Origin of the sequence: Streptococcus ilei (genome assembly GCF_000479335.1) — a bacterium.
Lineage (GTDB): Bacteria > Bacillota > Bacilli > Lactobacillales > Streptococcaceae > Streptococcus > Streptococcus ilei.
In genome coordinates this window covers 1,761,384-1,782,251 of sequence record NC_022584.1, presented here as the reverse complement: position 1 = coordinate 1,782,251, position 20,868 = coordinate 1,761,384, and the positions used below count along the sequence as shown (strand labels likewise).

The window sequence follows — 20,868 nt, the reverse complement described above, 5'->3', positions numbered from 1 at the left end:
ATACCTCTTTACTATAGAGTATGCTCTGTCCGTCCAATAATATCATCTTGTGTAGCTCTTGATAGTACATTGAAGAAAGCTGAGTAGCCTGCAACACGTACAATTAAGTCACGGTGTTTTTCCGGATGTTTTTGAGCGTCTAATAATGTTTCTCTAGAAACCACATTGTATTGAATATGGTATCCATGTAGACGATTAAAGAACGTACGGAGTAAAGCAATAAGTTTTAATTTATCTTCTTCTTTAGCTAAAGTTTGTGGGTTTACTTTTTGGTTCAGTAGAACACCACCAACAATTTCATCTGTTGGTAATTTAGAAACAGATTTTAGAACAGATGTTGGGCCATGTTGGTCCATATTGTGGGATGGAGAACATCCTTCTGCAAGTGGAGTCCCGGCATTACGACCGTCCGGAGTGGCTAATGTTCCACGACCTTGTCCTACATTGGCTGAAATAGAAGATGTACCTGAGTAACGAATTCCTCCGATTGGCCCACGTCCATATCGAGTATTTGGATATTTAGCAATTTCATCCACATAAATATCGTATGCTTCTCGAACTAAGCTGTCCGCATAGTCATCATCGTTTCCATACTTCGGTGCATCATGGATAAGCATCTCTTGGATTTCTTTTCCACGTTCGCCCTCGTAATCGGTTTCCAGAGCATGCCATAGCTCTTGTGGCGTTAAGCGTCCTTCTTCGAATACCAGTTTCTTGATTGCTGCAAGTGAATCGGATAAGTTTGCAATACCCACTTGTAAACCAGAAATATAATCGTAGACAGCTCCACCTTCTTTTAGGTGTTTTCCACGTCCAATACAGTCATCTGTCAAAGCTGAACAGAGGATATCTGGCACTTCTCTTTCAAGAGATAGGTCGATAGAGTTTTCTACGATCACACTCATGCGGGTTAAGTGGCGCAAAGTCTTGTCCCAAGCAGTTTGCAATTCATCGAAGCTCTTCATGTCTTTAAAATGACCAAAGCTTGGTGCAAAGCGCTTGCCAGAAGCAGGATCGATTCCGTCATTCATCGTAATGAGCAAAACTTTAGGGAAGTTCATATAACTCATACCTGTACAGCGATATCCCCATTTACCTGGAACAGCTGTTTCTACACAACCAATTGCACTGTAATCATAAGCATCTTCTTCAAGAACACCTTTTGAAATAAAGGATGGAATAATAATCTCATCATTATTGAAAGCAGGCATACCAAATCCGAGCTTCATAACTTCAATACATTCGTTCATGAAGCGGGCATCCAGACCAGCATGATAACGAACAGTTAAGTTTGGTTGAGGAAGGTGAGTTTGAGCAACTGACTTCAACACCAAATAAGACAATGGATTGACGGCATCTTTCTTATCACGTGTTTGACCACCAATCGTAACGTTTTGATAAAGCGGACTACCTGCAGATGAGAAGGTATGTGCTTGACTACGTACTTTGTTAATTGTAATAGTCTTAATCCAAAGGTTAGTCAAGCGTTCAACAATACTCTCTTCAGTTTCCCGTCCACTTTCCAAATCAGCTTTAACGTATGGATACATATATTGGTCAAAACGGCCATATGAAAGTGAGTGTCCATTTGATTCAATCTGAAGAATACATTGGATAAACCAAACAGACTGAACAGCCTCTGCAAATGTACTTGCAGGCTCGTATGGAACTTTTGAGCAAATCTCTGCAATTTCAAGCAATTCCTTCTTACGTTCAGGAGTTGCTGTTTCAGCAAGTTGTTTAGCAAGTTCCACAAATCGTTGAGCATAGGTCTTAACAGCATCAACTACGATAAAGATAGAATCGTAAAAATGGTACTTATCAATGCTAGCTGGATCCGTTAGATCTAGGGCTGCTTTAGCTTGGCGAGCTCTTTCTTCAAAACCTTTCAAGCCATATTGCAATAATTTTTGATAATTGACTGCTAAGTGGGCATCTCCTGAATTCATCTTCCCTTCCATACCGAAGAATCCTGTTTCCATATAGACAGATACTTCTTCAGGTAGAAGAGCGCCAGCTCTTGCACGTAAGTTATTATTTTCCCAGAACGGTGCGATACTACGGAGCTGTTCTTTCGTTTCTTCCGTAATATAGAAGACATCACCATCCCGCTTTTCAAAAAGATCCAATTCCTTCAGAACGAACTCTAAAGTATATTCTGGGAAAATCGGAGCATCTTTATTAGAGGATGCTTGGTTTCCAGCAATCATGGATTCATCCTCAATGTAGATTGTCATATTTTCAAGAATCTCTTTCAACATATAGGCACGTTTAAGAACATTTGGTTGTTCCTTATAACGATCATATGCCTTAGTTGCAAGAACAGCACGTTCAGCATCGATGTAAGGCTTCTTATTTAAGACATCTTCACGATACTTATTCATGCGTTCAGTGAGGCTTCCAAAATATTCTGTTTTAATGCTTGTACTTGCTACTTCTACTTGTTTCATTTTTTCAAAACCTTTCTTTTGAAATTATTTTGTTTTCTTTCGTAACTATAGTAGCATTAAATTTTACGAATTTCAATGAATTATGAATTATACATATAAATTCTATTCTAGTCGCACATCTGTGCATACATGATAAACGCACTATTTTTCAGCTTGTAATTCATTGTTATAGGCAAGATTATCTTGGAATTTGAAGAATGGGAAATATACGACAGTCGAGGTCGCAAGAACTAGCACTTGAACGAAAGCACCTTGCCAACCTCCAACCATAAATCCAGAAATAATGGCTGGTGTACTCCAAGGAAGAGTCACACCTGAGAATGGATGCATAAATCCAATAGCAATTGATGCATAAACAATTATTGCAGCCAAAATTGGAACCAAAATAAATGGAAGGAACATAACTGGGTTCATTACGATCGGAAATCCAAATACGACGGGTTCATTGACATTAAAGATTGCAGGAAATGCTGCAACTTTCCCCAAAGCTTTATACTGTTTTGACTTAGCAGCAAATAGCATGGCAACAACCAACCCAAAGGTTATACCTGATCCAGACAAAATAAGGAAGCTATCTAAGAATTGTTGAGTTACAATGTGGGCACCATTTTCAACGGATAGCTTCCCAGCTGCCAACATTGATTTATTGGCATCTAGGTTAGAAAGTAGCAAGGCTGTTACTACACCGTTGACAACTGATTGGCCATGAACACCAAACCACCACAAGAATGAAATAAAGAAAGCAATCCCAATCGCTCCGTAAAGTGATCCTGTTAGACCTTGAAGAGGAACCTGAATGACATCATAAATCATTTCAATGAAGGTACCGCCGTTTGTCACTACTTTTGATACGATATAGACAATCATTGATAGTAAGAAAATCACGAAAGCAGGAATCATCGCTTCAAATTGTTTGGCAATGGCTTGAGGTACTTGTTCTGGCATTTTTATAACAATGTGTCTTTGGATAAACACAGTATAAATTGCACCAACTACCAGACCAATAATAATGGCCCCGATAATCCCTTGACCACCAAACCATACTTTTGAAATGGCATCGCCAATCGGTTCTCCCTTAGCTGGTACATAAGAAGATTTTAACAAGATAAAGAATGAAGACAGGGACAAAACTCCCGCTGGCAAGGGTTCTACTCCACTGTTTTTAGCATAAGAATACCCAATGGAGAAGCAAGAAATTAAGCCCATGATGGCGAATGTTCCTGAATAAACTTGCATAAATGGCTCTGTCCATGTATCGCCAAATACACTAGCAATAGCCTGATTAAGGCCTTCAAATGGTAATTGTCCAATAATCAGAAACAAACTACCAACTACCGTTAATGGAAGGATCGCTAACATCCCATCTTTAAGAGCAATAATTCCTTTCATGTTTACAAAACGCATGATTGGAGCGATAATTTTCTGAGAATTAAAATTAGACATGGGAAGCCTCCTTATTTTTCTCCTAGCAATTCTAGAGCTAGATTTAGTACCTTCTTACCATCTAACATCCCATAATCCGCCATAGGAATGACAGCAATAGGGATATGGTTTGCCTCACAAATCGCTTTTGATTTATCCAAAGTATAAGCTACTTGAGGCCCTAACAAAGCGACATCTATTTCTGGGGCAAAATCTGCTAATTTCGCTTGAGAATATGCCTCAATTTCAGCATCAATACCTAATTCCTGAGCCGCTACCTTCATATTATTTACCAACATTCCTGTTGAAAATCCTGCCGCACAAAACAATCCAATTTTCATCATCTTTTCCTCCTTATTGTTTCGCTGAAAGTTCTTTTCGTAAGTCAATCATTTCTTTAATCAAGTTAATCTCTGTGATTGAAGTCATTAAGTGATCTTGTGAGTGCACAAACAAAGCTGTAATCTCTGTCTTTGTCCCACTTGCTTCCTGGGCTAAAAATTGGGTTTGCAAGTTATGCGCTTCTAGCAATGCTGCATCTGCTTTTGCAATTTCGCCTTCAGAAGATGTAAAATCACCTTCCTTAGCATATGATAAAGCTTGGTAAACATGCTGTTTAGCATCACCCGCATTTAAAATTAAGCCCATAATAATTTGGTCTGCAACAATTATTTCCATGTGCACTACACTCCTTTGTCAATCTAATGAAAGCGCTTTTTCTATTGTCAATATACCATTTATATTTTTGCCGGTCAATAAAAAACTACAACATTTGATTATTGTTTTTAGTTTTTGCACATTTGTGCTATTTAACTCAAAAAAATAAGGACTGCATCCTCGCTGTCCTATTTTTTAGTAAATTGCTGATCACCATCTAATTCTAAAACTTTTAAGATCGTCGCTTCATCTGTGACTAAATGATTGATATAGTTGGCTTTCAAAACCGATAAAATTGCTTTTGCTTTTTGATCACCGTAGGCTAACGAGATGATATTCGGAACCTTTCTCAATTCCTCCAATGTGATAGATATTGTTCTTTCCTGTAATTCAGGATAAACGGGGATACCTTCTTGATCAAAGAAACGACAGCAGACTTCTCCTACAGCATGTTCCGACTCCAATTTCTTAAAATCATTTGTTGTTAGCATATCAAACCACTGAGGATTCTTGCTATCTGCATGGCCACCAATCCCTACAGCAGCAACATCCAAACAACGCCAACTAGCTTTCAAGTCCTCGAAATACTTAGAAGATAAGATGCCTTCCGTTACCTCAGAATTTTCTTGAATGACACTCGCGTTTATAAAATGACATTCTCCATGAAATTTACTCGCCATACTGTAGATTAGAGTATTGACATGGTAGCGAGCATGGATATGACTGGGACCTCCAGCTAGGGGATAAAATTGAACACCATCCAAACGCTTAGTTCCAACTTGTTCCACCATTAATCTGAGAGACTTGCCCCATGAAAAACCAACTGTCATTCCATCTTCAATCAAATTTCGAAGCATGACAGCACTAGCTTGCGCTAGCCGCTTTTCAAGGCTTTCTCGTGGCTCATCAACTAGATTTGGTATAATCTCGATAGCTTTCAAGCCATATTTTTGTTTGATATAATTTTCTAAATGGAAGAGGCGAGTATCAAAATTTTCAATTTCAATTTTTACAACTCCCTCTTTTTTAGCCTCCGCTAACATTCTGCTGACAGTTGTACGGTAGATTCCAGTTTCTGCTGCGATTTGCGATTGACTTTTGTCTTCAACATAGTATAGATAGGCTAATTTAGCAAGTAACTTTTTCCGTTCATCTTTCAATTGACTTCTCCTTCTTATACTAAGTTTAAAATCGTTTGCGAATCCTCAAGTTTTTCCTTTGCTTCTTGAGATATATTCTTATCTGTTATCACTCTAGAAACTTGCGAAAGTGCAAATCGTCTAACGGTCCCACACTTTCCAAATTTACTTGAATCTGTTAAGACAACCACTTCTTTAGAAACATCAGACATAGCTTGAACAACTTCACTCCGCATCATATCTTTCCCAGTAAAGCCAAGTTCATCATCATATCCGTCAACCCCTACAAAAGCAAAGGGAACTCTAAACGAGCGAATCAACTCTTTCAGAAGAGGACCTACGGTCACTCTAGATTCTTTTTGAAATTCACCACCAAGTAGGATGATTTTACAGGAATCATATTCCTGAATATAATCTGCAATAAAATAAGAATTTGTCACAATCTTGATATTCTTTTTTGTTTGACAAATTTCTTCCGCTAGCAAGGCACAAGTAGAGCCCGATTCAATCAAAACCGTGTCGTTATCCTTAATTAGTTTGGCAGCTTCCCTGGCTATTCTTTTCTTGGTATCATATTGAAAAGACAATCGAACATTGATATCATCTCCACTATTTAAAACAGCATAGCCGTGTTCTCTATGCAATAATCCTTTGGATTCTAGCTTGTCCAAATCCTTTCGAATGGTCACTTTAGAGACTTGTAATTTCTCCGACAAGCTATTAACATCAATCTTTTCAAACTCCGATACTAATTTCAATATTTCATCTAAACGTTGCATTGTTTTTACCTCTTCTCTATTTTAGCAAATTTTCGAGTGAATTCAAAACAAAATAAACTTTCGTTCGTAATTGAATTAGTTTCTTAAATAATGTATAATAGACTTACTAGATTGATAGGAGAGCAAAATATGGAACAAAATCGTGGCATTATCTTTAACATCCAACACTTTAGTATCCATGATGGCCCTGGCATCCGAACTACTGTATTTCTAAAAGGATGTCCCCTGCGTTGTCCATGGTGCTCCAATCCTGAATCCCAACGTGCAAATCCTGAAAAAATGTTGGATGCTGTTACTAAAAAGGAAACTATCACGGGAGAAGAAAAAACAGTCACAGAAATCATAGATGATGTCTTAAAAGACGTTGACTTCTATGAAGAATCTGGTGGTGGCATTACCCTGTCTGGTGGAGAAATCTTTGCTCAATTTGAATTTGCCAAATCTATCTTAAAAGCTGCGAAAGAAGTTGGACTTCATACTGCAATCGAAACGACAGCTTTTGTTGAACATGAGAAATTTGTCGATCTCATTCAGTATGTTGATTTTATTTATACAGACCTTAAACATTACAATACACTTAAACATAAGAAGGTTGTCGGAGTCAACAATCATCTGATTATTAAAAATATTCATTATGCCTTTGCTCAAAACAAAACAATCGTTTTACGTATTCCAGTCATTCCTAATTTCAATGACTCGCTAAACGATGCTGAAGAATTTGCTTCTCTTTTTAATTCGCTTAACATCGATGAAGTACAACTTCTCCCATTTCACCAGTTTGGAGAAAACAAATACAAACTTTTAGGACGTCGCTATGAAATGGAAGGAATAAAAGCTCTGCATCCAGAAGATTTATATGACTACCAGCAAATTTTTTTAGATCATGACATCCACTGCTATTTCTAATCCATTCAAAAAAATCCCCAAAGACTAGTTTCAGTCGCGAAACTTGACTTTGGGGATTTTTTATTCTTTCACGAGCGTCGAGAAAAAGAGAGATTGACTTGTGGGCATGGCCCACATCGTCAATCTCCTATTTTCTTCTCGCTTTTTTTACGGGCTTAGTATCTTAGTTTACCAAATGATCACGCGGTCTTCTGGGGCACGCCACATGCCATCGCCTTCTTTGACATCAAAGGTTTCAAAGAATTCGTCGAAGTTTGGCAATTGGACATTGGTACGGAGTTTTCCTGGTGCGTGGACATCGACACTTGCGAGGAGTTGCATGTACTCTGGTCGAGCTTTCATGCGCCAGATGCGAGCAAAGTTGGTAAAGAATTCTTCTGCAGAGAAGTCTGCTTCAGTCGTCTTAGTAACTTGTACGTTGGGATTTTTTTATTCTTTCACGAGCGTCGAGAAAAAGAGAGATTGACTTGTGGGCATGGCCCACATCGTCAATCTCCTATTTTCTTCTCGCTTTTTTTACGGGCTTAGTATCTTAGTTTACCAAATGATCACGCGGTCTTCTGGGGCACGCCACATGCCATCGCCTTCTTTGACATCAAAGGTTTCAAAGAATTCGTCGAAGTTTGGCAATTGGACATTGGTACGGAGTTTTCCTGGTGCGTGGACATCGACACTTGCGAGGAGTTGCATGTACTCTGGTCGAGCTTTCATGCGCCAGATGCGAGCAAAGTTGGTAAAGAATTCTTCTGCAGAGAAGTCTGCTTCTTTCTTAGCGGCTTCAAGGGCTGCGGCAATTCCTCCGAGGTCTGCCACATTTTCAGAAACGGTCAATTTCCCGTTGATCTTAGCACCGTAAGAGTCTTGGCCTTCGAACTGATCGATGACCTTTTGCGTGCGAGCAGTAAAGGCTTCGTAATCTTCTGGCTTCCACCAATCTTTCAAACTACCGTGCTCGTCAAAGGATGCTCCATTGGTGTCAAAGGCGTGGGAGATTTCATGGGCAATGACCGCACCGATTCCGCCGTAGTTAGCTGATGACGATTGGTGAAGGTCATAGAAAGGCGCCTGTAAGATCGCTGCTGGGAAAACGATTTGGTTTTGTTGCGGATCATAGTAAGCATTGACCATATTAGCTGGCATGTGCCACTCACTCCGATCGACTGGTTGGTTCCACTTGCTCCAGACATGGGCAATCGAAATTTGCGCCAATTTTTGAGCATTTTCCACCAAGGTCTTGCTCTCGTCGATGATCTTCTTAGCGTAAGTTTCTGGTAATTTTTCAGGGTAGCCGATATGCGGTGTGATGACATTGAGTTTAACAATGGCTTTTTCGCGGGTTTCAGGAGCAAGCCAGTCTGCTTTTTCCAGACGATCCTTGTAGACCTCAATCATAGTCGCTACTTTATGCTCTACGTCTGCTTTCGCTTCTGGTGAGAATTTTTCGCCCGCATACCAAAGGCCAAGCGCTTGGCTATAAGGCCCTTCTGCTAAAGCCAAAGCTGCCTTTTCTTTCGGACGTGCTTCTGGTGTCCCTGTGATGGTCCGTCCATATTCACCAGATAAGACACGGATTTCTTCGGTCAAGAAGGAAGTCCAAGAAAGAGCTGCGCCGAGTTTCAATTTAGCATGAAGGGTTTCCCAGTTGGCTGCTGAGTAGAATTTTGGCGCAAATTCCTTCCAAAAACGCTCTTCCGGCACGATGATTTTATCTGGTGTTTGTCCAATCACTTCTGTAAAGAAGGTATCAAGTGGCAATTCTGGAACCAAGGCCTTGAAATCTGCCCATTCATAAGGATGGTAGAGTTTGTTGTACTCGGATTTTTCTTCATTTGACAAGACATATTTGGCCAATTCTGCATCGGCCGCAATGACCTTATCCAGTATATCCTTGATTTCTTCCTCTGAGAAATCGAATTTTGCCAAGAGTTTTTCAACCATTTGACGCCAAACAGCCAATAACTCTGGGCCTTTTTCATTGCCTTCTTCATAGTAGGTTGTATCAGGCAAAATCAAACCGAGTGCTTCTCCCCACAAGACATTCATTTGGGCATTCATAAAGTCTGGTGACACGCTAAATGGCATGAGATTTGGTTTGCCAGCTAGCTCATAGGTGCCCAACTTGCTGGTATAGTCTTCGAAAGAAGATAGAGCCTTGATTTCATTGATCAAGGGCATAGCCGGAGCCACACCAGCTGCTTCCCGTGCATCAAAATCTGCCACCATTTTGTGGTATTTGACAAAGTTTTGCAGAATACTGTCTTCGGGCAGCTCTTCTCCCCGTTGCCATTTTCCGGTAATATCCAACATCAAGTTTTCGATATCTTGGATCAAGTCCATAAAACCACCAGTTGACGGTTTGTCATCAGGAATAACAGCTGTCTCAGCCCATTCCCCATTGACGTAATCATAAAAATCATCTTGTAAACGTACCATAATCTTCTCACTTTCATTCTTTTCTATTAACCTTATCAAAAATAGGTCTATTTTTCAATGATTACAAAAGATTTAATCTAAATTATTTTAAAAATTAACTTGACTTAATTTTTTCGTTCATGTATATTAATGGTAAAGGAGTAAAATCATGATTCAAATTGAACATCTAAGTGTTGCTTACCAGCAAACACTGGCCTTGGAGGATCTTTCCCTCACCATCCAGGGTCCAACCATCCTAGGAATTCTTGGACCCAACGGTGCGGGGAAATCAACCCTGATCAAGGCCATGCTAGGACTTCTCCCTCATTCGGGAAAGGTCCTGCTCGATCAACAAGATCTCGGCCAAGTTCTTCAACGAGTGGCCTACGTCGAACAAAAGACAGCTATTGATTTCCACTTCCCCATCACGGTGCGGGAGTGTGTCTCACTAGGCCTCTACCCCCATCTTTCTATCTTCAAGAGAAAAAGCAAAGAGGATCTCCAAAAGGTGGAAGATGCCTTGAAACTTGTCAATCTTCTTGATCTAGCAGATCGCCAGATTGGTCAACTATCCGGTGGTCAATTCCAACGGGTGCTGATCGCCCGTTGCTTGGTCCAAGAAGCAGATGTCATTTTTTTGGATGAGCCCTTTGCTGGGATTGACTCTGTCAGCGAAGACATCATCATGCAGACCCTCCAGACCTTGAAACAAGAAGGCAAGACCATTCTGATCGTCCATCATGACCTCAGCAAGGTTCCAGCTTACTTTGACCAAGTCCTCCTCCTTCATCGCAAACTGATTGCTTTTGGGAAAACAGAGGAAACCTTTACCAAAGAGAATCTGCATGCAGCCTATGGGCATGAACTCTTTATAGGAGGTGGAGTCGGATGATTACAGAATTTATCGATGGATTACAGCAATTCCACTTCTTACAGAATGCCCTGATCACAGCCATTGCTATCGGGATTATCGCTGGAGCTGTCGGATGTTTCATCATTTTACGAGGCATGTCTCTTATGGGAGATGCCATCTCGCACGCAGTCCTTCCAGGGGTGGCTCTGTCCTTTATCCTGGGCATCAATTTCTTTATTGGCGCCATTGCCTTTGGGCTATTAGCTTCCATCCTCATCACCTATATCAAGAGCAACTCCATCATCAAGAGCGACACTGCAATTGGGATTACCTTTTCTTCTTTCCTCGCCTTAGGAGTCATTCTGATCGGAGTCGCTAAAAGTTCCACCGACCTTTTCCACATCCTCTTTGGAAATATCTTGGCCGTGCAAGACCAGGATATGTGGATAACCATCGGTGTTGGGGTGGCAGTCTTACTGGTGATTGTCCTGCTCTTTCGTCCCCTACTGCTCACTTCTTTTGACCCCGTTCTGGCTCAATCCATGGGCGTCCGGGTCAAGCTCTATCACTACCTCCTCATGGTGCTCTTGACTTTGGTTTCTGTCACTGCTATGCAAAGTGTCGGAACCATTCTCATCGTCGCCATGCTCATCACACCTGCTGCGACAGCCTACCTCTATGCCAATAGCCTATGGTCCATGATGCTCCTTTCATCCGGATTAGGTGCCCTAGCCTCTATCCTAGGACTCTTTATTGGCTACAGTTTCAACATCGCTGTCGGGTCTTGTATCGTCCTCACTTCTGCCATCTTCTTTCTCATCAGCTTCTTTATCGCTCCTAAGCAGAGAAAGAATAAGCACGCTCTTTCACCTCATTAAAGGAGAAACACATGAAAAAAATCGCTTCTGTCCTCGCCCTCTTTGTGGCGCTCTTATTTGGATTACTGGCTTGTAGCAAAGACTCTTCTTCCAAGTCCTCATCTGATAAATTGAAAGTGGTCACCACCAACTCCATCCTTGCCGATATGACCAAAAATATCGCTGGGGATAAAATCGAGCTCCACAGTATTGTCCCTGTCGGCCAAGATCCCCACGAGTACGAACCGCTACCAGAAGATGTCAAAAAAACTTCACAAGCAGACCTGATCTTCTACAATGGGATTAACCTCGAAACTGGTGGCAATGCTTGGTTTACTAAATTGGTCAAAAATGCCAATAAAGTAGAAAACAAGGACTATTTCGCCGCTAGCGAGGGAGTCGACGTCATCTACCTAGAAGGCCAAAACCAAGCTGGAAAAGAAGACCCTCATGCTTGGCTCAATCTCGAAAACGGGATTCTCTACGCTAAAAACATTGCCAAACAATTGATCGCAAAAGATCCAAAAAACAAGGACTTCTACGAAAAAAATCTAGCAGCCTATACTGAAAAACTCAGTAAGCTGGACCAAGAAGCCAAGCAAGCATTCAAGAACATCCCAGAGGATAAGAAGATGATCGTGACCAGTGAAGGCTGCTTCAAGTACTTCTCCAAAGCCTACGGCGTCCCATCTGCCTATATCTGGGAAATCAACACGGAAGAAGAAGGGACACCCGAACAAATCAAAACGCTAGTAGAGAAATTGCGTCAAACCAAAGTACCGTCCCTCTTTGTCGAATCCAGTGTCGATGAGCGTCCTATGAAAACTGTGTCTAAGGATACCAATATCCCTATCTTTGCAAAGATCTTCACTGACTCGATTGCCAAAGAAGGGGAAGAAGGCGACAGCTACTACAGCATGATGAAATGGAATTTAGAGAAAATCGCAGAAGGTTTGAACAAATAAGGTTCCAAACTCATTAGATTCTCAAACAAATCAGTGGCTCTTCCCCCTTCATTGATGTACAATGAAAAGAAAAAGGAGTCTTTTCTATGACAACATTTTTAGGAAACCCTGTTACCTTTACCGGCTCTCAACTTCAAGTTGGCGATACTGCTCACGACTTTTCACTGACCACTCCTAACTTGGAGAAAAAATCTTTGGCTGATTTTGCTGGCAAGAAAAAAGTCCTCAGCGTGATCCCATCTATTGACACAGGGATCTGTTCCACTCAAACACGCCACTTCAACCAGGCCCTCTCTGACATGGAAGATACTGTCGTCTTGACGGTTTCTGTCGATCTTCCTTTCGCTCAAGGCAAATGGTGTGCTGCAGAAGGGATTGAAAATGCCATCATGCTTTCAGACTACTTCGACCATTCCTTCGGGAAAGCCTATGGTCTCTTGATCAATGAATGGCATTTGCTCGCACGCGCTGTCTTGGTCCTAGATGCAGACAACAAGGTCACTTACGTCGAATACCTAGACAACATCAACAGCGAACCCAATTACGACGCGGCAATCGAAGCCGTCAAAGCACTTGGATAAAGTAAAAAGAGGTCTAGGACCTCTTTTTACTTTATCTACAAAATCTGTTCAGAGACTTTCCTTAGGTGAGTTTCTAAGAGGCCTTTTTCTTCAATCCGAAAGAGGACTACTATAAAATCCGATGGAGCCCATTCTTGAGTAAAAGTCGCCAGCGTAAGCGTGGGATGCCTCTGAGGAAACTCCGCACGCGCTTTGCTACTTGTTGCTTATAGCTCTTGCCTCCTTGTGCAAAGGTTCCCTTCCGACTCCAGTAGCCTTCAATACTGCGATCATTCTTCGGAGCTAGATAGCGAACACCTTGCTGATAGAGAACCTTCTTGCGAAAAGCTGGATCCCACGGTTTAACGGGATCGATATCCAAGTCCTTATGGGTATGGCCTTTGGCTAAGCCATAGTTGAAACTGGCTCCATTGACAATGCCATTTTCAGAAATCTGATACGGATCCACTTCGTTGAGAAACTGGCCACCCTGATCCAGGATATACTCTGTATGAAAGTTGAGCAATACCTTAAAATTCAACTGGGCCTGAGCACGAGATGGGAAAGCAAGTTGGCCATCTTGATCCACATAGACCTTATTATGGAGACGAGCTGCTGCATAAGCATCGATTTTGATCCCTTTTGTCTCCTGCAAGTAAGCTTGTAGCGCCTCTTCATCAGTCTGCCCCGCTCTGGCATAATGCTCCCGAATCCACTGGGCCTGGTAGGCAGAGAGCAGATAGCGAAACTGGTGAACCTGTCGTTTTAAGAGCTGATCTCCTGCTTTGCTGGCTAATGGATCCTGAGCAAATGCTACTTGAACCACTCTTGAAAAAGAGGACCAAAAAGACGAATGAGGCGGGCAATCTGGCCAGAACCGCTTCAGTAAGAAGGCAGTCTCCTCACAGGTTCCCGATAAATCCCGTGGCATGAGACAGAGGTGCATGACCCCTCTTAAGAGGGCCTGGGCACGGCCTTCCGTCAACCCTTGCAGTTCTCTCTGCCACATCTCTTGGAAAAGAGGACTGGCAAAGACGAAGACAGAGCGGTAAGAGTCTTGCCTTGTTGCTTCATCTTCGCAAGACTGCAGTTGTTTTTCTAAGTAGCTGAGACCTCTGGTCGTCCAGCCCAGTTTTTCCAATTCCTGTCGCTGCATTTGCACCCTCCTTTCCATATTGTTCTCGGTTTATGCTTCTATACTATCATCTTTCTCCCTCCCAGACAATTCCTATCCACTGGCCAAGCCATTTCGCGCTTTTTTTGATATACTAGAAGAAGCGAAGAAAAGAGGACCCTATGACACCAAATAAAGAAGATTACCTCAAGTGCATCTATGAAATCGGCACGCAACATGAAAAAATTAGTAACAAAGAGATTGCGGCCCGGATGCAGGTTTCGCCTCCAGCCGTGACTGAGATGGTCAAACGCATGATCTCGGAGAATCTCCTCATCAAGGACAAGACCCACGGCTATCTGCTAACCAAGCTCGGCCTCCAAACGGTTTCCGATCTCTTTCGCAAGCACCGCTTGATTGAAGTGTTCTTGCTCAAAAAACTGGGCTATACGACTGAAGAAGTCCATGAAGAGGCTGAAGTGCTCGAACATACTGTCTCCGACCGCTTTATCGATAAACTTGACCAGATGTTAGACACTCCCAAAACCTGCCCCCATGGAGGAACCATTCCACCCAAAGGAAAACTTCTCATCGAGGCTTACCAGGACCGTTTGAGTGATGTCAGCGAACCGGGAACCTATCGTTTGCGAAGAGTCCAGGATAGCTTTGAATTGCTGAATTTTTTAGACCAGATCCAGCTGACCATTGGAGATGTCATTCTCTTCAAAGGCTATGATGATTACACCGGCCTCTATCATCTCCAGATCAAAGACCAAGACATCCAAATCAATCATCTGATTGCCCAACAACTTTACATAGAAAAACATGCCCTTTGATAAAGGGCATGTCAGATTGAAGAAATAGTATTCCTAGAAACTTTCCTTAGGTGAGTACGGACGTCAGCGAACTTCTACGAAGTTCCATGACTTAGTTTTGAACCTAAGGTTTCAAAACTCCCGAATGCTTGAAACAACAATGTTTCAAGCATTTTTCTCACAGCGGAAAGTTTCGGATTTACTTTGACAATCCAGAGTAATATAAGAATTTTTTTGAAAAATTATCCAGCTATCCTAAGTAAAAAGTAATTTGTCTACATTCAAACATGCCTTTTAATCAAGGGCTTGTTTTTTTATGGATTTTTCGTATCGAGGATGATGGTCACTGGGCCATCATTGATGAGTTCAATTGCCATATCTGCAGCGAAGACCCCTCGTTTGACAGGGACTTCCTTTTCTAACAAATCATTAAAATCATCATAGAGCTGGCTAGCCATCTCTGGATTGGCTGCCCCAATAAAGGCTGGACGATTGCCTTTTTTTGTCTGGGCAAAGAGGGTAAATTGAGAAATCGAGAGGATTTCTCCTTGAATATCCTTAACAGATAAGTTCATCTTCCCTTCTTCATCCGAGAAAATTCGCATTTGCGTGACCTTTCGTACTGCGTATTCCAGGTCCTTTTGGTCATCATCCGGACCCACTCCCACCAAGAGAAGAAGTCCTTCTTGAATCTGACTATAAACTTGACCATCAATAGAAACCGAGGCCCTTTTGACCCGTTGAATTACTAATTTCATCTTATTATCCTATTATACAATCTATTGGGCTCACCACTAAGCTTCAAAGAACATCGACTTCAAACAAGGCGATGAAAAGCAGGCAGACTATCCGAAAACCAAAGGCTGTTCAGTTGCTTTTAGGGCAAGGCAGCGAGACGAAGACAGTACTGGAGTACGGCGAGGCGAGCTAACGAAGCAATAAAAGATAACTGAGCAGCCGACTAGCCGTTGGTACGCTTAACAGAGTACACCTCCGGCACACTCTTAATCTTATCCACAACCGTTGTCAACATAGACAGGTTTGGAATCCCGAAGGAAATGTGGATATTGGCAAATTTCATATCTTTGGTTGGTTGGGCATTGACAGTTGAGATCATCTTAGCCGTGTTGGAGAGGACTTGAAGGACATCATTGAGAAGGCCTGCACGGTTGAGGCCGTAGATATCGATATGGGCGATGTAATCCTTGGTCGTGTTATTGTCTTCCCACTCGACGTCGATCAAGCGTTGCTCGTAGTTGTCTTGGGCCCGCAGGTTCATACAGTCTTGACGGTGAATGGCAACCCCACGTCCTTTGGTAATGTAACCGACAATTGTATCTCCTGGGACGGGATTGCAACACTTAGCAATCCGGATCAAGAGACCAGAAGCCCCTTGGATGACCACGCCACCTTCATGGCGGACCTTGAGGGTGTCTTTTTTGTTTTCAACCTTGACTTCGCCACCTTTGACCAGTTCTTCAGCTTCTGCACGCGCCTTGGCCTTTTCCTCTTCTCGACGCTCTTCCTCCGTCAAACGATTAAAGACAGAGATGGCTCCGATTTCTCCAAAACCGATGGCCGCAAACAAGGCCTCTTCGGTCTTGTAGCTGGTCTTTTGCAAGACCTTGTCCATGTGCTTCTTATCCATGAACTTGTTGGCAATCATATCATGCTCATGGAATTGGGCCATGAGCAACTCTCGTCCACGGTTGATCGAGAGTTCCTTGTCTTGGTTCTTAAAGAATTGGCGGATCTTATTGCGGGCCTTGCTGGTCTTGACGATATTGAGCCAGTCACGACTTGGTCCAAATGAATTTGGATTGGTGATGATTTCAACCTGGTCACCCGTTTTCAGCTTGGTAGTCAAAGGAACCATACGGCCATTAACCTTGGCACCAGTCGCTTTTTCCCCGATCTTGGTATGAATCTCATAGGCAAAGTCAATCGGTCCAGAATCCTTTGGAAGAGAACGAACCGCTCCATCTGGGGTAAAGACATAAATCTCTTCGGCTAGATAGTTTTCTTTGACCGTATCTACAAATTCTTTGGCATCATCCGCCTGGTCTTGGAGTTCCATCATCTCCTTGATCCAGTTCATCCCAATAGCCGATTCTTTGCTGTTGACTTGGCCCTTGATTCCTTTCTTATAAGCCCAGTGTGCCGCAACCCCGTACTCAGCAACCTCGTGCATTTCCTTTGTACGGATCTGGAACTCGATGGGACCTTTTGGACCGTAAACAGTGGTATGGATGGACTGGTAACCATTGGCCTTCCGATTGGCGATGTAGTCCTTGAAACGGCCTGGCATCGGCTTCCACAACTCGTGGATATAGCCCAGCATGGCATAGACATCGCTCGGTGATTCTAGGATACAGCGAATGGCAATCAAATCATAGATTTCATCAAAGCGCTTCTTCTTATCCTGCATCTTGCGGTAGATGGAGTAGATATGCTTAGGACGACCATAGATTTTCCCATAGAGGTGGCGTTCTGCCGCATAGGACTCGATCTTTTGGACAACTTCTTCTACCAAGGCTTCCCGCTCGCGACGCTTCTCCTTCATCATATGGGAAATTTTATAGAACTCGACTTCATTCAGATAACGGAAGGATAGATCTTCCAATTCCCACTTGACGCTAGAAATCCCGAGACGGTGGGCTAGCGGTGCATAGATTTCCATGGTTTCCTGGGAAATCCGTTCTTGCTTGTCCTTGCGTAAATGCTTCAAAGTCCGCATGTTGTGCAAGCGGTCTGCTAGCTTGACTAAAATGACACGGATATCTTGAGACATGGCCATGAGCATCTTGCGGTGGTTCTCTGCCAACTGCTCTTCATGGGACTTGTATTTGACCTTCCCGAGCTTGGTCACTCCATCAACAATCACTCGGACATCATGTCCAAATTCGCGTTCTAAATCATCTAGGGTCGCGTCTGTATCCTCGACAACGTCGTGCAAAAAACCACAGGCAACGGTCACAGCATCCAACTTCAATTTTGCCAAAATGCCGGCAACTTGAATAGGGTGGATGATATAGGGTTCACCTGATTTACGGAATTGCCCACTATGGCAGTCGACCGCATAAAGGAGGGCTTTTTCTACAAATGCAACATCCTCTCCTGACAAGTATTTTTTGGTAAGGGCAATAACCTGGCCCCCTGTTAAAGGTTCTTCTTTCGGCATCTAGTTTTCTCCACTTTCTTGCCTTCTATTCTATCACTTTTAGCTCTATATGAAAACTAGTCCGATTGACTTTCATGCTATTTGAGGAGCTTTCCAGCAATATCAGCTAGAAATCCCGAACGTAGGTTGTCTTTTTTCATAAAGATTCCATTTTTTTACTAAATTCATCAATTTGTAATATATAAAAAATAAGAAAACGAATCCATTCTGAACAAAATAAGATATAATAGAAAGACATCATTTTATTTAGGAGGACAACCATGTCATCATTCCGTAAACAGGCTGCCCTATTCAGCCTTGCTGCTGCTTTCTTGGCAACAACTACTGCCCAGGCAGATGAAGCGACAAGCTCAAGCGCAACTGATTCGTCAGCAACTGCTGTCACAGAGGCCGCAACTCCTGCGTCTCCTGCGACTAGCTCTGAAGCAACAGCTAGCAATAGCAATTCGATAGCTAGCGGAGAAACCACTGCTACAGCAACCGAAGCGACTCCTGTTGCACCTCAAAATAGTGCCAGTGACGCAAAAGCGAACACTCCAGTTGAGGGGCAAGAAGTCGATGTCCGTATCCTTGCGACAACGGACCTTCATACCAACTTGGTCAACTATGACTATTACCAAGACAAACCCGCACAAAACGTCGGTCTGGCAAAAACTGCTGTCTTGATCGAAGATGCAAAAAAAGAAAACAGCAATGTCCTCCTCGTTGATAACGGAGATACTATCCAAGGAACTCCTCTTGGGACCTACAAGGCCATCGTCAATCCTATCAAAGATGGTGAGCAACACCCGATGTATACAGCTCTTCAAAAATTGGGCTTTGATGCAGGAACGCTTGGAAACCACGAATTTAACTACGGACTAGACTACCTTAAAAAGGTCATCGCAACAGCTGGTATGCCGATCGTCAATGCCAACGTTGTGGATGCAAAGACTGGTAAATTTGTCTACGACCCATATAAGATCATTAAAAAGACCTATACTGACAAAAACGGTCGTTCCGTCGATGTTAATATTGGGGTAACAGGGATCGTCCCTCCACAGATCCTCAGCTGGGACAAGTCCAACCTCGAAGGCAAGGTCAAAGTCAATGACTCCGTCGAAGCCATCCAAGCCATCATCCCAGAAATGCGCAAAGCCGGAGCAGATGTCGTCCTCGTCCTTTCTCACTCTGGTATCGGAGATGACAAATATGAAAAAGGCGAAGAAAACGAAGGCTACCAAATCGCTAGCCTCCCAGGTGTTGACGCTGTCGTAACAGGACACTCACACGCAGAATTCCCTAGTGGAAATGGAACTGGCTTCTACGAAAAATATGCTGGTGTCGACGGTGTAAACGGTAAAATCAACGGCACACCGGTTACCATGGCTGGAAAATACGGCGACCACCTCGGGGTGATCGACCTCAACCTCCGCTACACGGACGGCAAATGGTCTGTTGTCGGAAGCAAGGCTGCCATCCGCAAGATCGACACCAAATCAAAAGTAGCCGATGAGCGCATCACCGAGATTGCGAAAGAGGCGCATGAAGGAACCGTCAAATACGTCCGCCAACAAGTCGGAACTACTTCTGCTCCAATCACTAGCTACTTCGCCCTTGTGAAGGATGATCCATCTGTCCAAATCGTGAACAATGCACAGATTTGGTATGCTAAGAAAGAGTTGGCAGGAACTCCAGAAGCCAACCTTCCAATCCTCTCTGCTGCGGCACCATTTAAGGCGGGGACACGTGGAGATGCTACTGCCTACACAGATATCCCAGCTGGCCCAATCGCTATCAAGAACGTCGCTGACCTTTATCTCTATGATAATGTCACTGCCATCCTCAAGGTGACTGGTGGCCAACTCAAGGAATGGTTGGAAATGTCTGCTGGTCAATTCAACACGATCGACCCAACTAGCAAAGAGCCTCAACAACTTGTCAACCCTAACTACCGGACCTACAACTTTGACGTCATCGATGGCGTGACCTATGAGTTCGACGTGACCCAGCCAAATAAATACGACCGCGAAGGAAAAACGGTTAACCCAGACGCTAGCCGTGTTCGCAACTTGAAATACCAAGGAAAAGAAGTAACTGCGGATCAAGAATTTATCGTTGTTACCAACAACTACCGAGCTAACGGAAAATTCCCAGGCGTTCGCGATGCTAGCCTGAATCAACTCCTTGGATTGGAAAATCGACAAGCTATCATTAACTATATCTTGGAAGAAAAGAATATCAATCCAAGCGCAGACGGTAACTGGCGCTTTACAAGCAGCATCAAGGGGGTGGATGTTCGCTTCTTGACCGCTGATAAAGCCAAGGAGCTAATTGGTAAAGACGGAGATGTCGTCTACCTTGAACCGTCTAAACAAGAAGGATTCGGAGAATTCCGCTTTGTTTATGTGGAACCAAAAGTAGAACCTGAAACAAAACCAGAAAAACCAACAAGTCCTGAAACAGGAAACCCTTCATTTGTCTTTGTACCGAACCATCAGAAACCGGCACAAGATGAAACCATCACCCTGTCTCATAGCCAACAAACCATTACCCTTCCTGCACCAAGTCAAGAAGGAACTCGCCCTGTAGAAGCTCGCCAAGAAACTGCTAAGCCAGCATTCGCTTCTTCTATCAGCGAAAAAATCTTGCCTGAAACAGGAGAACGTGCTTCTATCTTGGCCCTTGTCGGATTAGTGATGACTAGTCTTGGCTTCCTTCTTCCATCTCGTAAGAAAGAAGAAAATTAATTCTTTCCTAGTCAAAAAAATTAACGCGT

Annotated in this window: 17 protein-coding genes and 1 pseudogene; 7 read left to right on the top strand and 11 right to left on the bottom strand. The window is 43.0% G+C overall.

Translation table 11 applies throughout. The annotated features are described in order from the left end of the window. Positions 1-11: 11 nt before the first annotated feature. The 6 genes from N596_RS08475 to N596_RS08450 form a co-directional block, all read right to left on the bottom strand. Positions 12-2,450 (bottom strand): glycyl radical protein, encoded by a 2,439-nt coding sequence (locus N596_RS08475; protein WP_023027619.1) that lies wholly within the window; start codon positions 2,448-2,450, stop codon positions 12-14. A gap of 141 nt (positions 2,451-2,591) precedes the next feature. Next, a complete protein-coding gene (locus N596_RS08470; RefSeq protein WP_006595060.1) occupies positions 2,592-3,893 on the bottom strand; it encodes a PTS sugar transporter subunit IIC in 1,302 nt (433 codons plus the stop codon). 11 nt (positions 3,894-3,904) lie between these two features. After that, on the bottom strand, positions 3,905-4,216 hold the full coding sequence (locus tag N596_RS08465) for a PTS sugar transporter subunit IIB (protein ID WP_006595061.1): 312 nt from the start codon (positions 4,214-4,216) through the stop codon (positions 3,905-3,907). A gap of 10 nt (positions 4,217-4,226) precedes the next feature. Then, positions 4,227-4,550, bottom strand: a complete 324-nt coding sequence (locus N596_RS08460) for a PTS lactose/cellobiose transporter subunit IIA (RefSeq protein ID WP_006595062.1) — start codon at positions 4,548-4,550, stop codon at positions 4,227-4,229. 167 nt (positions 4,551-4,717) lie between these two features. Continuing rightward, the gene (locus N596_RS08455; protein WP_023027617.1) at positions 4,718-5,689 is read right to left on the bottom strand and encodes a sugar-binding transcriptional regulator; all 972 of its coding nucleotides are present in this window, start codon (positions 5,687-5,689) and stop codon (positions 4,718-4,720) included. Positions 5,690-5,703: 14 nt separating this feature from the next. Then, positions 5,704-6,447: a DeoR/GlpR family DNA-binding transcription regulator gene (locus N596_RS08450; RefSeq protein ID WP_023027616.1), complete on the bottom strand. Its 744-nt coding sequence runs from the start codon at positions 6,445-6,447 to the stop codon at positions 5,704-5,706. A 129-nt stretch (positions 6,448-6,576) separates the two neighbouring features. On the opposite strand from N596_RS08450, the gene N596_RS08445 reads away from it, so the two are divergent. Beyond that, a complete protein-coding gene (locus N596_RS08445; protein WP_023027615.1) occupies positions 6,577-7,353 on the top strand; it encodes a glycyl-radical enzyme activating protein in 777 nt (258 codons plus the stop codon). 168 nt (positions 7,354-7,521) lie between these two features. Here N596_RS08445 and N596_RS09800 read toward each other — a convergent pair. Further along, positions 7,522-7,749 (bottom strand): annotated as a pseudogene (locus N596_RS09800) (M13-type metalloendopeptidase); the annotation flags it as partial. A 141-nt stretch (positions 7,750-7,890) separates the two neighbouring features. After that, positions 7,891-9,786, bottom strand: a complete 1,896-nt coding sequence (locus N596_RS08440) for a M13 family metallopeptidase (protein ID WP_023027613.1) — start codon at positions 9,784-9,786, stop codon at positions 7,891-7,893. Positions 9,787-9,934: 148 nt separating this feature from the next. Here N596_RS08440 and N596_RS08435 point away from each other — a divergent pair, with 148 nt between their 5' ends. From N596_RS08435 to tpx, 4 genes are all read left to right on the top strand, one after another. Further along, on the top strand, positions 9,935-10,657 hold the full coding sequence (locus tag N596_RS08435) for a metal ABC transporter ATP-binding protein (RefSeq protein WP_023022125.1): 723 nt from the start codon (positions 9,935-9,937) through the stop codon (positions 10,655-10,657). Continuing rightward, on the top strand, positions 10,654-11,496 hold the full coding sequence (locus tag N596_RS08430; RefSeq protein ID WP_023022124.1) for a metal ABC transporter permease: 843 nt from the start codon (positions 10,654-10,656) through the stop codon (positions 11,494-11,496). The genes N596_RS08435 and N596_RS08430 overlap by 4 nt, the downstream gene beginning before the upstream one ends. An 11-nt stretch (positions 11,497-11,507) precedes the next feature. After that, positions 11,508-12,440 carry a metal ABC transporter substrate-binding lipoprotein/fibrin-binding adhesin FimA gene (gene fimA / locus N596_RS08425; RefSeq protein WP_023027612.1) on the top strand — a complete coding sequence of 311 codons (933 nt, stop codon included), beginning with the start codon at positions 11,508-11,510 and terminating at the stop codon, positions 12,438-12,440. 86 nt (positions 12,441-12,526) lie between these two features. Then, positions 12,527-13,021: a thiol peroxidase gene (gene tpx / locus N596_RS08420; RefSeq protein WP_023027611.1), complete on the top strand. Its 495-nt coding sequence runs from the start codon at positions 12,527-12,529 to the stop codon at positions 13,019-13,021. A 109-nt stretch (positions 13,022-13,130) separates the two neighbouring features. On the opposite strand, the gene N596_RS08415 is transcribed toward tpx, so the two are convergent. Then, a complete protein-coding gene (locus tag N596_RS08415) occupies positions 13,131-14,156 on the bottom strand; it encodes a DUF3114 domain-containing protein (protein WP_042361347.1) in 1,026 nt (341 codons plus the stop codon). A 140-nt stretch (positions 14,157-14,296) separates the two neighbouring features. On the opposite strand from N596_RS08415, the gene N596_RS08410 reads away from it, so the two are divergent. Next, on the top strand, positions 14,297-14,950 hold the full coding sequence (locus N596_RS08410; RefSeq protein ID WP_023027609.1) for a metal-dependent transcriptional regulator: 654 nt from the start codon (positions 14,297-14,299) through the stop codon (positions 14,948-14,950). A 293-nt stretch (positions 14,951-15,243) separates the two neighbouring features. On the opposite strand, the gene dtd is transcribed toward N596_RS08410, so the two are convergent. Together dtd and N596_RS08400 are read right to left on the bottom strand one after the other, a co-directional pair. Continuing rightward, complete coding sequence (dtd, locus tag N596_RS08405) at positions 15,244-15,687, bottom strand: D-aminoacyl-tRNA deacylase (protein WP_023027608.1); 444 nt, start codon at positions 15,685-15,687, stop codon at positions 15,244-15,246. 203 nt (positions 15,688-15,890) lie between these two features. After that, a complete protein-coding gene (locus N596_RS08400; RefSeq protein WP_006595074.1) occupies positions 15,891-18,110 on the bottom strand; it encodes a RelA/SpoT family protein in 2,220 nt (739 codons plus the stop codon). A gap of 260 nt (positions 18,111-18,370) precedes the next feature. Here N596_RS08400 and N596_RS08390 point away from each other — a divergent pair, with 260 nt between their 5' ends. After that, the gene (locus tag N596_RS08390; protein WP_023027607.1) at positions 18,371-20,839 is read left to right on the top strand and encodes a bifunctional 2',3'-cyclic-nucleotide 2'-phosphodiesterase/3'-nucleotidase; all 2,469 of its coding nucleotides are present in this window, start codon (positions 18,371-18,373) and stop codon (positions 20,837-20,839) included. Positions 20,840-20,868: the final 29 nt, after the last annotated feature.

Bases quoted from the DNA above. Each gene is read 5' to 3' on its own strand.
- N596_RS08390 (WP_023027607.1), top strand. From the start codon at position 18,371: ATGTCATCATTCCGTAAACAGGCTGCCCTATTCAGCCTTGCTGCTGCT.
- N596_RS08475 (WP_023027619.1), bottom strand. From the start codon at position 2,450: ATGAAACAAGTAGAAGTAGCAAGTACAAGCATTAAAACAGAATATTTT.
- N596_RS08435 (WP_023022125.1), top strand. From the start codon at position 9,935: ATGATTCAAATTGAACATCTAAGTGTTGCTTACCAGCAAACACTGGCC.
- N596_RS08440 (WP_023027613.1), bottom strand. From the start codon at position 9,786: ATGGTACGTTTACAAGATGATTTTTATGATTACGTCAATGGGGAATGG.
- N596_RS08410 (WP_023027609.1), top strand. From the start codon at position 14,297: ATGACACCAAATAAAGAAGATTACCTCAAGTGCATCTATGAAATCGGC.
- N596_RS08400 (WP_006595074.1), bottom strand. From the start codon at position 18,110: ATGCCGAAAGAAGAACCTTTAACAGGGGGCCAGGTTATTGCCCTTACC.
- fimA (WP_023027612.1), top strand. From the start codon at position 11,508: ATGAAAAAAATCGCTTCTGTCCTCGCCCTCTTTGTGGCGCTCTTATTT.
- tpx (WP_023027611.1), top strand. From the start codon at position 12,527: ATGACAACATTTTTAGGAAACCCTGTTACCTTTACCGGCTCTCAACTT.
- N596_RS08450 (WP_023027616.1), bottom strand. From the start codon at position 6,447: ATGCAACGTTTAGATGAAATATTGAAATTAGTATCGGAGTTTGAAAAG.
- N596_RS08470 (WP_006595060.1), bottom strand. From the start codon at position 3,893: ATGTCTAATTTTAATTCTCAGAAAATTATCGCTCCAATCATGCGTTTT.
- N596_RS08460 (WP_006595062.1), bottom strand. From the start codon at position 4,550: ATGGAAATAATTGTTGCAGACCAAATTATTATGGGCTTAATTTTAAAT.
- N596_RS08445 (WP_023027615.1), top strand. From the start codon at position 6,577: ATGGAACAAAATCGTGGCATTATCTTTAACATCCAACACTTTAGTATC.
- N596_RS08430 (WP_023022124.1), top strand. From the start codon at position 10,654: ATGATTACAGAATTTATCGATGGATTACAGCAATTCCACTTCTTACAG.
- N596_RS08465 (WP_006595061.1), bottom strand. From the start codon at position 4,216: ATGATGAAAATTGGATTGTTTTGTGCGGCAGGATTTTCAACAGGAATG.
- dtd (WP_023027608.1), bottom strand. From the start codon at position 15,687: ATGAAATTAGTAATTCAACGGGTCAAAAGGGCCTCGGTTTCTATTGAT.
- N596_RS08415 (WP_042361347.1), bottom strand. From the start codon at position 14,156: ATGCAGCGACAGGAATTGGAAAAACTGGGCTGGACGACCAGAGGTCTC.